The sequence below is a fragment of the Chryseobacterium sp. 6424 genome, from assembly GCF_003692615.1.
Classification (GTDB): Bacteria; Bacteroidota; Bacteroidia; order Flavobacteriales; family Weeksellaceae; genus Kaistella.
The window spans coordinates 961,668-978,131 of sequence record NZ_CP023540.1 but is presented as its reverse complement, the minus strand read 5'-3'; the positions used below and the strand labels follow the sequence as shown (position 1 = coordinate 978,131).

Annotated in this window: 16 protein-coding genes; 10 read left to right on the top strand and 6 right to left on the bottom strand. The window is 43.2% G+C overall.

Annotation, left to right across the window (positions count from 1 at the left end; genetic code table 11):
* The first annotated feature begins 8 nt into the window (after positions 1–8).
* A complete protein-coding gene (locus CO230_RS04520) occupies positions 9–776 on the top strand; it encodes a DUF3108 domain-containing protein (protein WP_122027503.1) in 768 nt (255 codons plus the stop codon).
* 113 nt (positions 777–889) lie between these two features.
* The gene (locus tag CO230_RS04515) at positions 890–3,313 is read left to right on the top strand and encodes a DUF5916 domain-containing protein (protein WP_122027502.1); all 2,424 of its coding nucleotides are present in this window, start codon (positions 890–892) and stop codon (positions 3,311–3,313) included.
* Between the two features lie 62 nt (positions 3,314–3,375).
* On the opposite strand, the gene CO230_RS04510 is transcribed toward CO230_RS04515, so the two are convergent.
* The 3 genes from CO230_RS04510 to CO230_RS04500 form a co-directional block, all read right to left on the bottom strand.
* Positions 3,376–4,386 (bottom strand): phenylalanine--tRNA ligase subunit alpha, encoded by a 1,011-nt coding sequence (locus tag CO230_RS04510; RefSeq protein WP_122027501.1) that lies wholly within the window; start codon positions 4,384–4,386, stop codon positions 3,376–3,378.
* A gap of 104 nt (positions 4,387–4,490) precedes the next feature.
* The gene (gene rdgB, locus CO230_RS04505; RefSeq protein ID WP_122027500.1) at positions 4,491–5,066 is read right to left on the bottom strand and encodes an RdgB/HAM1 family non-canonical purine NTP pyrophosphatase; all 576 of its coding nucleotides are present in this window, start codon (positions 5,064–5,066) and stop codon (positions 4,491–4,493) included.
* A 6-nt stretch (positions 5,067–5,072) separates the two neighbouring features.
* On the bottom strand, positions 5,073–5,915 hold the full coding sequence (locus CO230_RS04500; RefSeq protein ID WP_122028888.1) for a CPBP family intramembrane glutamic endopeptidase: 843 nt from the start codon (positions 5,913–5,915) through the stop codon (positions 5,073–5,075).
* 118 nt (positions 5,916–6,033) lie between these two features.
* On the opposite strand from CO230_RS04500, the gene CO230_RS04495 reads away from it, so the two are divergent.
* Both CO230_RS04495 and CO230_RS04490 read left to right on the top strand, forming a co-directional pair.
* Positions 6,034–7,632: a peptide chain release factor 3 gene (locus CO230_RS04495; protein WP_122028887.1), complete on the top strand. Its 1,599-nt coding sequence runs from the start codon at positions 6,034–6,036 to the stop codon at positions 7,630–7,632.
* A 153-nt stretch (positions 7,633–7,785) separates the two neighbouring features.
* Complete coding sequence (locus CO230_RS04490; protein ID WP_122027499.1) at positions 7,786–8,904, top strand: DUF4349 domain-containing protein; 1,119 nt, start codon at positions 7,786–7,788, stop codon at positions 8,902–8,904.
* A gap of 38 nt (positions 8,905–8,942) precedes the next feature.
* Here the strand turns inward: CO230_RS04490 and CO230_RS04485 are convergent, their stop codons facing one another.
* Both CO230_RS04485 and CO230_RS04480 read right to left on the bottom strand, forming a co-directional pair.
* Positions 8,943–9,311, bottom strand: coding sequence for a hypothetical protein (locus CO230_RS04485; protein ID WP_122027498.1), 369 nt, complete (start codon positions 9,309–9,311; stop codon positions 8,943–8,945).
* Between the two features lie 18 nt (positions 9,312–9,329).
* Positions 9,330–10,469 (bottom strand): acyl-CoA dehydrogenase, encoded by a 1,140-nt coding sequence (locus tag CO230_RS04480; RefSeq protein WP_122027497.1) that lies wholly within the window; start codon positions 10,467–10,469, stop codon positions 9,330–9,332.
* A gap of 240 nt (positions 10,470–10,709) precedes the next feature.
* On the opposite strand from CO230_RS04480, the gene CO230_RS04475 reads away from it, so the two are divergent.
* From CO230_RS04475 to CO230_RS04450, 6 genes are all read left to right on the top strand, one after another.
* On the top strand, positions 10,710–12,488 hold the full coding sequence (locus CO230_RS04475; protein WP_122027496.1) for an AMP-dependent synthetase/ligase: 1,779 nt from the start codon (positions 10,710–10,712) through the stop codon (positions 12,486–12,488).
* A gap of 331 nt (positions 12,489–12,819) precedes the next feature.
* Positions 12,820–14,364, top strand: coding sequence for a SulP family inorganic anion transporter (locus CO230_RS04470; protein WP_122027495.1), 1,545 nt, complete (start codon positions 12,820–12,822; stop codon positions 14,362–14,364).
* Between the two features lie 466 nt (positions 14,365–14,830).
* Positions 14,831–15,070: a helix-turn-helix domain-containing protein gene (locus CO230_RS04465; protein WP_122027494.1), complete on the top strand. Its 240-nt coding sequence runs from the start codon at positions 14,831–14,833 to the stop codon at positions 15,068–15,070.
* Positions 15,067–15,405 (top strand): hypothetical protein, encoded by a 339-nt coding sequence (locus CO230_RS04460; RefSeq protein WP_122027493.1) that lies wholly within the window; start codon positions 15,067–15,069, stop codon positions 15,403–15,405. The genes CO230_RS04465 and CO230_RS04460 overlap by 4 nt, the downstream gene beginning before the upstream one ends.
* Entirely contained in the window at positions 15,399–15,833 is a 435-nt protein-coding gene (locus CO230_RS04455) for a hypothetical protein (RefSeq protein ID WP_122027492.1), read from the top strand. The genes CO230_RS04460 and CO230_RS04455 overlap by 7 nt, the downstream gene beginning before the upstream one ends.
* Positions 15,827–16,183, top strand: a complete 357-nt coding sequence (locus tag CO230_RS04450; RefSeq protein WP_122027491.1) for a hypothetical protein — start codon at positions 15,827–15,829, stop codon at positions 16,181–16,183. Before CO230_RS04455 ends, CO230_RS04450 begins: the two co-directional genes overlap by 7 nt.
* Here CO230_RS04450 and CO230_RS04445 read toward each other — a convergent pair.
* Positions 16,170–16,415, bottom strand: a complete 246-nt coding sequence (locus CO230_RS04445) for a hypothetical protein (RefSeq protein WP_122027490.1) — start codon at positions 16,413–16,415, stop codon at positions 16,170–16,172. The two genes, CO230_RS04450 and CO230_RS04445, sit on opposite strands and share 14 nt — an antisense overlap.
* Positions 16,416–16,464 lie beyond the last annotated feature (49 nt).

The following is a 16,464-nucleotide window of genomic DNA, read 5'->3' as shown; positions in this document are numbered from 1 at the left end:
CATAGGATATGAATAAATTTTTTAGTCTATTAGGGCTTTTCTTTTTCTCCCTAATCTATTCCCAAAAACTTGATAACATTCAGTCTGGTGAGGTTCTCAACTACAGAATTCACTATGGGGTGCTGAATGCCGGAACCGCGACACTTTCGGCCACCAAAACATCATATAAGGGCCAACCACATTATTACGTAAAAGGTTATGGGCGCACTACCGGCGCGGTACGTGCCTTTTTCAAGGTGGAAGACCATTATGAAAGTTACATCAATGAACGGTCTGGCCTGCCCAGTTTTTATGTAAGGAATGTACAGGAAGGTGGTTATACCCAGCATCTGGAAACGCTTTTTAACCACAGCAATAACACGCTGCAACTTACCGATAAGGAAAAAAACACTACAAAAACCCTTAAAACTGTCAGAGGTGTCCAAGACATGTTGTCCGCTTTTTATCATTTAAGAAGCCTGGAACCGTCAGACTTAAAGGTAGGAAGTGTAAGGAAACTCAACATCTGGATCGACGATGAGCTTTTCCCTTTCCAACTAAAAGTAGTAGGCACCGAAAACGTAAAAACTAAATTTGGTACCATCAACTGCCTGAAGATTATTCCGCAGGTCATTAGTGGGCGTGTGTTTCGGGATAAGGAAGGTGTAACGCTTTGGGTAAGTAATGACCGAAACCTGGTGCCAATTTCTATAAAGGCTGAACTGGCCGTAGGATCGCTTAGAGCCAGCATCGATTCGTATAGGAATGTAAAATACCCGCTAAGATTCGTAAAATAACCAGTTCAAATATTAAAAATATACGACAAAATCCGGCCTATGACCGGATTTTTTTGTTTGTATTGTAACAATATGCTGGTCCGCATTGTCCTATCATTAATAAAATAATAACTATGAAATCCCGCTCGCTTTCAGTACTTTTTCTATGGAGTTTCACACTCTTTTCTGCACAAACGGTTAGTAGCGACAGCATTGCCAGAAAAAAAATACGCGCCATAAAAGCTACGGAGGTCCCAAAAATTGACGGTGTGCTGGATGAGGATATTTGGCAACAAGCAGCCACCGCGGAAAACTTTGTAGAAAGAAGACCTAATAATGGCCGCGCTGAAAGCGATTTATTTAAGTCAAAAGTAAAGATACTTTATGATGATACCGGCATATATTTCGGTGCGACGCTGTACGACCACGAACCTGCAAAGATTGCCAAAGAACTTACCGAAAGGGATAATATTGAAAATGATGACATCTTCGGGGTTACCATTAATGGGTATAACGACCATCAGCAAAGTCTGGAATTCCTGTTGACACCGGCGGGTGTGCAGGCAGATGCTAAAATCACTACCGATTTTGGGGAAGATTTCAGCTGGAACGCCGTGTGGTTTTCTGCCGTGAAAATTACCGATGAAGGTTGGGTAGTCGAAATGAAGATCCCATACTCTGAACTTCGGTTTCCCAAAAAGAACGTGCAGGAATGGGGCATCAATATGCTGAGGCTCGTCAACCGAACCAGTACCATGTATGACTGGAACTTCGTGAACAATGAAAAAGGAAGCTATATGCTGTATGATGGCGTATTGGCAGGCATTGAGAACATCAACCCGCCGGTAAGGCTGTCATTTCTCCCCTATCTTTCGACTTATCTGAACCATTATGATGGCAAAACCGCCGCCAACATCAATGGTGGTATGGATTTAAAATACGGCATTAATGATGCCTTCACCCTTGATTTGACGTTGATACCTGATTTCGGCCAGACTTCTTTCGACAGGTCCGTGCTTAATCTTTCGCCATTTGAAGTACAGTTCGAGGAACAGCGGCCTTTTTTCACTGAAGGCACAGAGCTTTTCAGCAAGGGCGACCTTTTCTATTCGAGGCGTATCGGCGGCAGCCCTTCCGGAACCGCCAGATTAAATAATGACGAAGAATTTGTGGAAAACCCTGAAAAAGTAAAACTCTTCAACGCGATAAAGATTTCAGGACGCACCAATGCAGGATTGGGCATTGGCTTCTTCAATGCCGTTACAGAAAAAACCACCGCCACCATCCGCGATATCAACACCGGCGACATCCGTGAAGAAGTTACCGAACCGTGGGCAAATTATAATGTTTTTGTACTGGACCAGCGTTTTAGGGGTAACTCCTCCGTATCTCTTGTGAATACGAATGTTACGCGTGACGGCAGTTTCCGCGACGCCAATGTTACCGCGATGCTATTCGATATCAGAAACAGGAAGAATACGTACCAATATTACGGTGGCACCAAAGGCAGTTTCGTGATGAATGATGAAACAAAGTTCGGGAATGAAAGCTCTTTAGGTTTTAATAAAGTGGCCGGCATACACCGTTTCGGGGCTAAATATTTCGTACGCACAAAAGATTACGACATTGGCGATCTCGGTTATTTCGACCGCACGAATTTCCACAGCATCAACACCAACTACTCTTACCGCTATCTGCAGCCAAAAGGTGGGTTGAATACTTTACAGTACACTTTGAATCTTACACATAACCGCCGCTTAGATGATGACCTGTTTACAGAGTTCGTGATCCACAACAGTATTGATATGCAGACCAAGAATTTCTTCGGGTTTGGTGGCGGGCTCATGATTTGGCCATTTGGTGAAAATGACATCTACGAACCACGCACGGCCGGCCGTTTTCTGCAAGTTCCGGCGATGATCAACCCGTGGATTTTCATCAATACCGACAGTCGTAAGAAATTCCGTCTCAACACTTATATCGATTATTATGCGTTTGATGAAAAAGGCCGCTATCAGTTGATTTATGAGCTCAACCCAAGTTACAAATTCTCTGACAGGCTAAGACTTTATTATAACGCAAGTATTAATTATCAGCAAAACGACCGTGGATTCGCAGGTAAAGATGCTGAAAACATTTTCATGGGCACGCGCAACCGTTTGACATTCGAGAATGGGATATCGTCACAGTATACTTTTAATAACACCATGGCACTGAACCTTTCTTTCAGACATTATTTCTCTGAGGTAACTTATAAAAATTTCTCTACCCTGAACAATGATGGCAGCGTAAATGACACCACACTTTTTACGGAAAACAGAAACGGCACGTTTAACTCGTGGAATGTAGATGTAAGATATTCATGGTGGTTTGCGCCGGGCAGCCAGCTCACACTACTCTACCGAAACGCGGTGGGTAATTACCTTGAACAATCTCGCGTTGGATTCAGTAAGAATTTCGAGCGCCTTTTCAGTGAACCGATGGTCAATAGTTTATCTGTGAAGTTAACCTATTACATTGACTACAACCAGGCAAAAAACTGGCTGAAAAAAGGCTAAGCTGAATAAACTTATTAAACCTATAAGGTTTTAAAAAACCTTATAGGTTTGAAATGAAAAATCTATAGTGAGCGAAACTGCGACAGCATCCTTTTATCATTCTCGAAGAACATACGGATGTCGCTCATTTGGTACAAGAGCATCACAATACGCTCAATCCCCATCCCGAACGCATAACCCGAATATTTATCAGCGTCAATGTTTACGTTCTGTAAAACCGCGGGATCTACCATTCCGCAACCCATAATCTCAAGCCAGCCGGTGCCTTTGGTGATTCGGTAATCGGTTTCAGAGTTCAGGCCCCAATATACATCTACCTCGGCACTTGGTTCTGTAAACGGAAAGTAAGAAGGTCGCATCCTAATCTTAGACTTACCGAAAAGTTCGGTGGTGAAATACTGTATGGTTTGCTTCAGGTCCGCAAAACTCACATGCTCATCAATATACAGTCCTTCGATCTGATGGAAAATACAGTGCGAGCGCGATGAAATAGCCTCATTACGGAAAACCCGGCCTGGGGAAAGAATCCGCATCGGTGGCTGGTTTTCTTCCATATAACGGATTTGCACCGAAGAGGTATGCGTACGAAGCAGCACATCAGGATGGGTTTCAATGAAAAAAGTATCCTGCATATCTCTTGCGGGGTGATATTCCGGTAGGTTAAGCGCGGTAAAGTTGTGCCAGTCGTCCTCGATCTCTGGGCCGTCGGCTACAGCGAAACCAATGGATTTAAAAATATCGATGATTTTATTCTTCACGATATTTATCGGATGGCGCGTTCCTAATTCTGAGGGGAAACCGGGACGTGTAAGGTCTTCCTTCTCAATAATAAACGCAGAGGCAGAAGCTGACTTTAGGGTTTCCAGCTTTTCTTCCACGGCTTGTTTCAGGGTGTTGATTTTCTGTCCGAAAGCCTTTTTCTGGTCATTAGGCACAGTCTTGAACTGCGCAAAAATATCGTTCAGAATCCCTTTTTTTCCGTTAAACCGGATACGGAACTGCTCGATCTCTTCTTTATCGGTAGTATTGAAAGCTCCTACCTGCAGCAGCAAATCATCAATTTTTTCTAACATCGTTTCTTAATATATCGAGTGGCAAAAGTACACTTTTTCAGCGAAATCTTTGGCGTGTAAAATAGGTTTACGCTACCAGTGACTGCCCGAAATGTGGGTTGACATTATTGTTGGAGAAAAGCCAAAAGCTTTGCAAGTGCCTGGCTGCGGTGGCTGATGCGGTTTTTATCCTCCGGTTTCATTTCAGCGAACGTTACCGATTCCCCATCTGCGATAAAGATAGGATCGTAACCAAAACCTTTTTCCCCACGGATGTCTTTCGTAAGTGTTCCGTACACACGTCCCTCGAAGTACTGGACGCCATTTTGGTTTACCAGGCACAACACGGTTACAAAATAAGCCGTGCGGTTTTCGGTATCGCCAAGTTCATCTAACACCTTGGCCATATTTTTTGCAAAATCATGGTCCCCGGCATACCGTGCAGAATAGATGCCAGGCCGGCCGTCCAACGCTTCCACAACAAGTCCGGAATCGTCACCAATGCTCGGCTGCCCCGTTTTTTCGTAACAATACTGCGCCTTGATGAGGGCGTTGGCATGAAACGATTCGCCGTCTTCTATGATCTCTTCATGCAAATCATAATCAGTGAGCGACTTTACAGTAAAATCAGTCCCTAAAATCTGCTGTATTTCTTCTTTCTTGTGTTGGTTATGTGTTGCGATCAACAGTTCTTTAGCCATTTTTATTTATAATTGATTAGGTTCGGAATCAGGAGTACTGAATTTCTTGCTGAACAGATAATAGGTAAAACCAAATAGAGACACACCAGCTGCGAGTAGCAGATATTCTGATATCTTAAAGGTTTCGGCAAAACTTTCTGTATCGGCATAAAAGATCAGCAATGCGGAACAAAAGTTATTAAAAGCATGCAGTAAAATGGGCAACAGCAGCGTTTTGGTCTTATAATATACCAAGCCAAGCACACTGCCCAAAAGCACGGCGCCAGCAAACTGCCATGGGTTACCATGCACTATACCAAATGCTAATGAGGAAAGCAAGATGGCAATTAAAGGTCTCATGCCTTTGTTGATAAGCCCTTTAAGGATAATGCCCCGGAATATGATCTCTTCGAAAAGTGGCGCCATAATCACCGCGAGTACGATAAGGGTGGCCTCATCCTTGGTCATTTGAGCCATTAATTCAGTGAAAAATTCATAAGACGGCCCAAAAAACGCTCCGGTTGTAGGGATTTTTGATGAAATAAATTCTGCGATCAGCATCATACCAAACATCATAGGGAACACCAGCAGATAAGTCGAAAAGCTGGCAGCGGATACATTAAAATTTAGTTTCTGGCCAGTTTGTGGCCTTACAATCAGATGATCAAAAGCGAAGATCGCGGTTAAGAATCCTGCGACATTGGCGATAATCAGGTAAAAATCCTCGTACTGAAAGTTTCTGTTAAACAAAAAAATAGACAAAGTATTCAGCACAGCTACCAGCATCGTACCGGCAAACATACCGCCAATAAGGACCAGCGCCCCCATCCAATCGAAAGTAAAATGAGAGGCCGAAGGCTGTTTTTGCATATCCATAGGTAATTTACAGCAAATATAATTTAAAAAGGCTGAAGTGATGAGCGCGGCTTATAATCCGGTTTTCATTTTCGGTAAAAAAACACGATTTTTGCAACTGCTAAAAATAATTATGTCAACACTCCTCAAAGAAATAGAAAGGCGTAAAACCTTCGGAATCATCTCGCACCCCGATGCGGGAAAAACCACCCTTACAGAGAAATTGCTGCTTTTCGGTGGGGCCATACAGGAAGCGGGCGCCGTAAAATCAAATAAAATAAAGAAAGGGGCCACCTCCGACTTTATGGAAATCGAGCGGCAGCGTGGTATTTCCGTAGCCACTTCTGTACTTGCATTTGAATACAGAGATCACAAAATCAACATCCTTGATACACCCGGGCACAAAGATTTTGCTGAAGACACTTACCGGACCTTAACCGCCGTAGATTCCGTCATCGTAGTGATCGACGTGGCAAAAGGGGTTGAGGAACAAACCGAAAAACTCGTGCAGGTATGCCGCATGCGTAACATCCCGATGCTGGTTTTCATCAACAAATTGGACCGTGAAGGTAAGGATGCCTTCGACCTTCTGGATGAGGTAGAACAGAAACTGGGCCTCACCGTGTGTCCGCTCTCACTGCCAATCGGTATGGGTAGCGACTTTCAGGGAATTTACAATATCTGGGAAAATAACATCCAACTCTTCCTTGAAGAAAAAAAACAGAAAGTAGGCGAAACCATCAAATTTGATGACCTCAGCGATGCTAAGATTGATGAGGTAATTGGTGAAAAAGCAGCAGCCACTCTTCGTGAAGAGGTAGAACTTGTACAGTCTGTGTACCCAGCGTTTAACCGCGAAGATTATATGAAGGGCGACCTGCAACCAGTCTTCTTTGGTTCAGCTCTTAATAATTTCGGTGTACGCGAATTGCTTGACGCCTTCATCGACATTGCACCAAAACCACAGCCCAAAGAAAGCGAAACCCGCCTTGTAAAACCCGAAGAGAAGGATTTTACGGGCTTTGTTTTCAAAATCCATGCGAATATGGATCCCAAACACCGTGACCGTCTGGCGTTTGTTAAGATTGTATCGGGTACATTCAAAAGAAATGAAAACTACCTGCTGGTTAGGGATAATAAAAAGATGAAATTCTCTTCTCCCAACGCATTTTTTGCCGATAAAAAAGAAGTGGTTGACGAAAGCTATCCGGGTGACATCGTAGGACTGCACGATACCGGCAACTTCCGCATCGGTGATACGCTGACGGCCGGGGAAAAAATCAGTTTCAAAGGCATCCCAAGCTTCTCGCCGGAACATTTCCGATACATTAACAATGATGATCCGCTGAAGGCCAAGCAACTTGCCAAAGGAATAGACCAACTGATGGATGAGGGGGTAGCACAGCTGTTTACGTTAGAGATGAACAACCGTAAGATCATCGGGACCGTAGGTGCGCTGCAATACGAGGTGATCCAGTACCGCCTGGAGCATGAATATGGCGCAAAGTGTACGTATGAACCGCTTTCGATCCACAAAGCATGCTGGATTGAAGCCGATGAGAAATCAGAGGAATTCAAAGAGTTTGCGCGACTTAAACAAAGATTCATGGCGCGCGACAAATACGGGCAACTCGTCTTCCTGGCAGATTCATCGTTTACGATACACATGACACAGGAAAAATTCCCGAACGTGAAGTTACATTTCATCAGCGAATTCCGGAAAAACCTATAATCAATATTAAATCTTCAGCCAGGCTGGAGATTTTTTTGTAAAACACCAGCAAATAATTTTACAATAAATTGATTATCAATTGTATTCATTAATGATAGCTTTTAAAGGAACACCATTTGATGAAGTAGCTGCGTTATAAAACAAAAACAACTTATGAAGAATTTTTTAGCTCCCCTACTTTCGGCAATGCTGTTGCTGTCTTGCGACAAAAGCACTGTACAGCAAACTACCGATAATATAAAGAAAGCCGACAGTCTTTTTACTAAAGCCAATAATGGTATCAAAACCCTCGACTCTATTTCAAAAACGATTACCGACACGGAAGGCATTACGAAAAAAGTCATCCTTCCTGAAATTGAAAAACAGAAAAAAACCATCGACAGTACCGTAAAATCGAGTGGTTGGGGATTGGATTCGATCAATAAAAAAATTGAGAAAATCACGCGCAATGTCGTCGTAGGAACAGAGGTCGCAAAAACCCTGGATTCTGCCAATAACGCGCTGAGCAAAGGAGAGAACGCCTTGAAAGTCTTAAGCGGTGCTGCTGATAAAATACTGAACCAAACTAAGAAACAAACAGAAGCCACATCACCCAACGCAGAAACCGACCCAACCGAAAATACTACACCGACAGTAACGGCCACGCGAGACCCTCTGGTGAAAACCGCCCGCCTTGAAATTGCCGTAGATGATTTATCTGCCTCAAAAACTTTGTTAAGGCAAAAAATAAGGGAAAACAACGCAGAACTCGTCGATGAGAATTTTAGTCAGAACGAGGGGATTAAACGTGAATATTACACGGCGCGTGTTCCGTTATCGTATTTCGATCAGTTAGTGAACGATCTATCGGGAAATCTTGGGGACATACAGTCAAAAAGTATGGCTTCCGAAGGCCGTGATTATGATGCTTCACAAATCTGCGAGGTGGAGGTAACATTGCTTCAGCAGGATAATTTTGCTCAAAACCCTGATGAATCTGAAGGCGAGGCGACCGGTGCCAAAGGGGCGTTCTTGAAAGGCCTGGATTATCTTGAAAAAACGTTTATATTTCTGTTACCGTTCTGGCCACTCTTTTTAATCGGAGCAACTGTATGGTATTTCATCAGCAGAAATAAAAAGAAAAAAGCACGCGAAATGCACGAGCAGCAAACACCACAGCTTCAAACTGAGGAATATCCGACAGAAAACCAAACTTCTACAGAACCGTTGGGGGATCAACAGAATCATACGACACCCGACAGTGATTACAGTAAATATCTGCCAAAGAAATAACTAAAAAGCCTCCCATTGCATGGCGGGAGGCTTCATTCTTACTTCATATTCACTACGCGGTCGACGACATAGCGGGTATTGCCGCGCCATGGCAGTACGCCATGATATTCTTTATAGTGCAGGTCGAAAGTTTTGCCATTATTTACTTCAAGCTGTTTGAAGATGGCTTCGTCTTCAATAGAAAACTCGAATTCGTAACTCGTCAGGCTGCCCGTACGGGGATTAGAGCCGAAACCTTGCTGAATGAGTTTGCCCTCATAGGTCTTGAAAAGGTTGCCTTTTTTCACGGCATAATTCAGTACGCCGGATTTTACGCCTTCACCGAATACAAAATAGTATTTGTAATACACAAGGCCGATAAGCAGCAACAGTACAGCAACGATTGTAATCCACAGATATCTTTTCATAGCGAATAATTAAGTGGTTTATTTGGCGATACTTCGGGAAATTACAATCTTCTGGATTTCTGAAGTACCTTCATAGATTTGGGTGATCTTGGCATCACGCATCATTCTTTCCACATGATATTCTTTTACATAACCATATCCACCGTGTATCTGTACCGCTTCTACAGTAATATCCATCGCGACTTGTGAAGCGTAGAGTTTCGCCATCGCACCGATTTCAGAGATGTCCTTACCTTCATCTTTCTCGGTCGCAGCTTTATAGCACAACATTCTTGCCGCGGTGATCTGCGTAGCCATGTCAGCTAATTTAAAGGCAATCGCCTGGTGATTAATGATTTCTGTACGGAACGCTTTTCTGGTCTTCGCATACTTCAAAGCCAGTTCATAAGCGCCTGAAGCAATCCCTAATGCCTGTGAGGCAATCCCGATACGGCCACCGTTAAGTACCGCCATGGCAAAATTGAACCCGAAACCGTCGGCCCCGATTCTGTTTTCTTTCGGTACTTTTACGTCGGTGAAAAGTAAAGAATGTGTATCGCTTCCGCGGATACCGAGTTTATCTTCCTTTGGCCCAATTTCAAAACCTTCCCAGCCTCTTTCTACGATAAATGCGTTGATGCCTTTGTGTTTTTTTTCAGGATCTGTTTGTGCGATCACGATATAATAAGTAGCGTTTCCACCGTTGGTAATCCAATTCTTGGTACCGTTCAGCAGATAATGGTCACCCATATCTACAGCGGTAGTTTTCTGTGAAGTGGCATCAGAACCGGCTTCCGGCTCAGAAAGTGCGAATGCGCCAATCACCTCACCACTAGCGAGTGGTTTCAGGTATTTCATTTTCTGCTCCTCGCTTGCGTATTTTTCAAGACCTGCGCAAACCAGGGAGTTGTTTACCGACATCACTACGGCTGCGGAAGCATCTACCTTGGCAATCTCCTCCATGGCGAGTACGTAGGAAACGCTGTCCATCCCGGCACCGCCATAGCGCGGATCTACCATCATCCCAAGAAAACCGAGTTCTCCCATTTTCTTCACCTGTTCGTGCGGAAACTTCTGTTCATTGTCTCTCTCTATAACGCCCGGCAAAAGTTCATTCTGTGCGAAATCTCTTGCTGCCTGCTGAATCATCAATTGTTCTTCAGATAAATTAAAATTCATAAAAAATATAATTGTTAGTCTGTAAATCTACAATTTTTCTGAAAAACCAAAAACCGGCAAAAGTTGTTTAAAAGATTAGCGAAACACACTACCAGAGGAAAATAATTTAACAATAAGGCCATTATTTCATTGACAAACAGATACCACATTTCTTTTTTTGTTGTTTAAAATAAAAATAATATTTTTACATTTATCGCCGGTTAAATTTTCTAAAAACAAAACCCAGCTAAATAAATGACTATGACAATAAAGAGAATCTTTGATTTTTCCCAAAATGCCCTTGAAACATATCCTCGCGAGGATATGTTTGTAACCAAATACAATGGCGTTTGGGAAAAAACTTCTACCCAGGAATTTCACCAGTTAGGGAACAGGATTTCACGTGGTTTACTGAAACTCGGCATTAAACCAGGCGACAAAATCTCGCTTATTACCACTAACAGCCGTACGGAATGGGCGGTAATGGATTTCGGTATTTCGCAAATTGGCGCTGTATCCGTACCCGTGTATCCTACAATTTCAGCGGAAGATTATGAGTTTATCTTTAACAATGCGGAAGTGAAGTACTGTTTTGTCTCGGATGCAGATTTGCTCGCAAAAGTGCTTAAAATAAAAGCCAGCGTACCAAGCCTGCAGGGGATCTTCACCTTTGACCAGGTGGAAGGAGCGGCTAACTGGAATGAAGTGCTGGATTTGGGGAACAGCCACGATAACCAATCCGAAGTGACCGACCTGGCCAACAGCATCAATACCGAAGACCTGGCCACCATCATCTACACATCTGGCACCACCGGAAGGCCAAAAGGTGTGATGCTGACACATCAAAATATTGTCTCAAACGTACTGGCGTCCAACTCCAGAATTCCGCGTGTAAAAGGCTTGGAGTACAACGACATCAAAATCCTCAGTTTCCTGCCCATCTGCCATATCTTCGAACGGATGCTCTTCTATCTTTATCAATACAACGGTTATTCGGTCACATTCGCGGAAAGTATTGACAAGATGGGGGACAACATCAAAGAGGTAAAACCGCATATCATGACGGTGGTACCACGCCTTATCGAAAAGGTATATGACAAGATCTACGACAAAGGCAGCAGCGCAGGCGGTCTGAAATCGAGGATCTTCCACTGGGCACTCGGCGTGAATAAAGCCAAGCAACATATAGGCAAACCCAGCGGACTACAAGAGATCATCGCAGACAAACTGGTATTCAGCAAATGGCGCGAAGGACTGGGTGGCAATATCATCACGCTGGTTTCCGGTTCCGCAGCCCTTCAGCCTCGTCTAAACAAAATGTTCCAAAATGCCGGAATCCCAATTTTAGAAGGTTATGGCCTTACGGAAACCTCCCCGGTGATCTCGGTGAACAGTTTCGGTAAAATAAAAATCGGAACGGTGGGCCACGTACTTGAAAACCTTGATGTTAAAATTCAGGAGGACGGCGAAATTACCGTAAAAGGACCTTCAGTTTTCAAAGGTTATTTCAGAAATGAGGAAATGACCAAAGAGGCCTTTACCGAAGACGGCTACTTCAAAACTGGTGACATTGGCCATATTGACGATGAGGGTTATTTACACATCACCGACCGTAAGAAAGAGATGTTCAAAACATCCGGTGGGAAATATGTGGCGCCACAGGTTATTGAAAATATGGCAAAAGCATCAAAATTCATAGAGCAAATTATGATCGTAGGCGATGGTGAGAAGATGCCATGCGCGCTTGTACAGCCCGACTTTAATTTTGCCAGTCACTGGGCCGAAAGAAAAAGCTATAACATCGGTACCACACCTGCTGAAATGGCTAATAGCAAAGAGCTTAGAGAAAGAATCGCAAAAGAAATCGATTATCTGAATACCAAACTTGGCAACTGGGAGCAGATCAAGAAATTCGAGCTGACGCCTGAAGCCTGGACGATCGAACAGGGCGTATTAACACCCACGCTGAAGCTAAAGAGAAAGGCACTGAAAGAGCGGTACATCAAGCTTTACAACAAAATGTATGGCCACGAAGCCTAAAATGAAAGCACGGTTTACAGACCGTGTTTTTTTTGAAGTGATGATGACTATTATTAATTAAAATGGATGACAAAATCACTTGATATACTAATTAATAAATCTCCCGTTCTTTCTCAGTCATAGAACGCTTCAGGATAAGCCACGTCGCATCCCCACGCTCAGGTGCAGAAAATGAAAGAAGGCATTGCCCAGCTTCTGCGTGATGGCATTAACTCGCTGAATGATGTTTAAAGATGCCGCTGAAAATACTGAGTAGCCTTAAAAAATTAATGCTTTAAAGTGCAAAGTCTGTGTGCGTTTTTGCTCTCCAAAGCGTTATTTTTGCAGTCCTATGGCGCAGACTAAAACCTTACTCAACCTCTTCGATTTTTCCCAGAAAGTAAATTACCGCACTGAAATCCTGGCCGGGCTTACCGTGGCGATGACCATGATTCCGGAATCGCTGTCGTTCGCGATACTGGCGGGCTTTCCGCCCTTGGTGGGTTTGTACGGCGCTTTTATCATGGGGTTGGTAACGGCTATTTTTGGTGGAAGGCCCGGACTCATATCCGGCGGCGCGGGTGCCACCGTGATCGTACTGATCGCGCTGATGAAATCCCACGGCCTTGAGTATGTTTTTGGCGCTATCGCCCTGGCGGGCGTGCTGCAGATCCTTGTCGGCTTGTTCAAACTCGGCAAATTTGTAAGGCTGGTGCCACAACCCGTGATGTTCGGTTTTGTAAATGGTCTGGCGATCGTCATCTTTATGTCGCAGTTCGAGCAATTTAAAGTCTCCACGAACGGACACACCGAATGGCTTACCGGAACACCGTTTCTAATCATGTCCGGACTCGTCGCGCTCACCATTGTCATCGTGGTGCTGTGGCCGAAATTTACCAAAAAGATTCCGGCTTCACTGGTGGCCATCATGGTGGTTTTCGCGCTGGTGATGATCTTTAATATCGACACCAAACGCGTGGAAGACATCGCCTCGGTAAGCGGCAGCCTGCCGCCATTCCATATCCCGAATATCCCGTTCACGTTCGAGACGCTGCAGGTGATTTTTCCGTATGCCGCGATTATGGCAGCAGTAGGTTTAACGGAAGGACTTCTAACATTGAATCTCGTCGATGAAATCACCGGAACCAAAGGCAATTCGAACCGCGAATGTGTCGCGCAGGGCGGCGCCAATATCCTGAACGGATTTTTCTACGGAATGGGCGGCTGCCCGATGATCGCGCAAACTTTGGTGAATCTTTCCGCAGGTTCGCGCGCAAGGCTTTCAGGAATTGTGGCGGCACTCACCATTCTGGCCATCATCCTGGTTGGCGCCCCAGTGATCGGGAAACTGCCGATGGCGGCTCTGACCGGCGTGATGATCATGGTGGCCATCGGCACTTTTGAATGGACCAGCCTTAGGATTTTCAAACGGATGCCAAAATCGGATATTTTTGTGATGATCGTGGTGACTTTGATCACGGTTTTCCTTCACAATCTGGCACTGGCGGTGCTGATTGGTGTGATTATTTCCGCATTGGTTTTCGCGTGGGACAACGCCAAAAGAATCCGTGCGAGAAAGCATGTGGATGAAAACGGCGTGAAGCATTACGAAATATACGGCCCGCTGTTTTTCGGTTCTGTGGCGGGTTTTGCGGAGAAGTTTGATCCTGCCGGTGACCCTGCGGAAATTGTTATTGATTTTAAAGATAGCCGCGTGGTAGATATGTCGGCCATTGAAGCGCTGAACAGCCTCTCCCGCCGCTACAGCAAGCTGGGAAAAACCGTGCGACTGCAACACCTCAGCCCCGACTCCATCAAACTCCTGAAAAACGCCGACGCCATCATCGAGGTGAACATCGCTGAAGATCCGGAGTATATGGTAAGTGAGAAGGATTAAGGGCCCTTGCGGTGTTTATGCGCAGATTTAATTAACTATACTATTATAACGTTAGCGGTTTTGCGGCTATCAACGAAGATTATTGCACTGCGCTTCTCACTTTCAACACAGGCATCGCCCGTAGTTCGATTCAACTCAATTATTTCTACAACATCACAGCATTATAACTCCAATAGCTTATTAGATTTATAATGGATTTTCATTGGACTTATATTGGACTTATATGCAAGATGACCGTTCCTTGAGATATTCCTCGCCAACAAAAATACCGAACTGTTACAGGCAAATGTGGGATGACCATTACCACCTCAACATTTAAGGCAAAAAAGACAGTTTCGCTGTAGCCTAACTATTTCTTTCTCCTAAAAAGTTTCAAAACAGTCTATTTTGAACATTCTATACTTGATACTCATAGTCCGTGGACTTATTTACATCTATTTCGGAAATTTGACCCAAATAATTGTGAATGGCTACAACATATTCTAAAGATGAGAAAGCCTATTTAGAACGAATAGGAAACCAAATACGAGAGCTTCGTACTAAAGCCTACTTATCTCAAGAAAAATTAGCTTTTGAATGCGAGCTTGATAGAACATATATCGGTTCTGTTGAGAGAGGCGAAAGGAATATCTCCGTCATCAATCTACGAAAAATCGCAAAAGCCTTAAAAATAAAAGTTCCCGTTTTATTGAATATTGAAGAATGAATAAAGAACTTAAAATTCCACCAAAGTCAGTTGCAATACTGACTAAATCAGACACATTAGCAAAATACTTTTCTGAATTAGTTGGACAACCATTCACCTTAACCGGTAAAACGAGAACAGACGGCTCAAATATTCGTAAATTGATCGCTTCGACTTTAGAAAAACATCCATTACCCGAATTAGCCGAACCAGGACAATTTGAAATTGTCCACCAAAAGCGAAAGGCGTCCCTAAAATTACTCGTGAATTTATCGACTCCTATATTGTTACAAGTGGAGCATCATATAACCTGTAAGTTTGGAATAGAATTCCAGCAACGGAAACATTATTGGTAAAATACGAATCGGGCGAAAGTCTGAAATGTACTGATGTTCGTTTTGTTTTTGTGACAATTGATACGGAAAATAACAAAATTGCTTCGGTTATTATTCTTACTCCTCAATACATTGAACAGAAGTTTGGCAAGTTTGGTAAACCTACAATTAAACACCAACTTTTAATTTCGAGCAAAGTAAGAAAAGAAATTTACGAGCGAGAAGATAAAATCCTTTCATTTCCAGATTCTAAAAAACTCTCCTATCAAATTCGACAAGAATACGAACCACCAAAATCGGGAATGGTAGAAGAACCGAGTATTAAAAATTTGTTTTCTATTAGTTTATTGAAGAAAATGGTTGCTGAAAAACTAATTGGTTTCAAATTAGATGCAGCGGCTACCAAAAATAGAGGACAAGCATTAGAAAAAAAGTTCTTGAATTGTTAGGTTACGAAGTGAATGAAAACGACCTTTTGTATGGAGCTTTTCCTGATATTCGAAATCGACTTTTGGAAGTTAAAGTTCAGGATAGTCCAACCGTAGATTTAGGTAAATTTTCGCCGGAAAAAGAGGAGATTGTTATTGAGGATTCAGGCTTGACAACCTTTGATGTCCGTTATTTGATAGCATTGACAAACCCAAAAACAGAAATAATCGAAGGAATTATACTTTCGCCCGGCGAGAAATTAGGGGAATTATTTTCTTATGTGAGTGCAGAAAGTTACAAATGTCAGCGAGCAATACCAATGTCGTTTTTTAAAAGTCAAAATGGAAAATCCGTTTTTAATCCAAAGTAAAAACAGGTTCAACTCCAAACGATTTGGCAACAGCAATTTCTAACTGATTTTCCAAATCAGAAATGACTGTTTTATCGTTAAATTGATTTAACTCTTTGACGATAGCAATTATTCCCTTCGCAACCTCTGAATTAAAATCGGGTAACGTGTATTTCTCTACATACTGAGTAAAGTATCTTCTTCTGCCCGAATATAATTTGTTGTTAAACACCAAATCGTGGTATTTTGTCATTAGTTTTGAATTGGCAATTCCTTGAATCAAGAAAAGTTTTTCGACATCA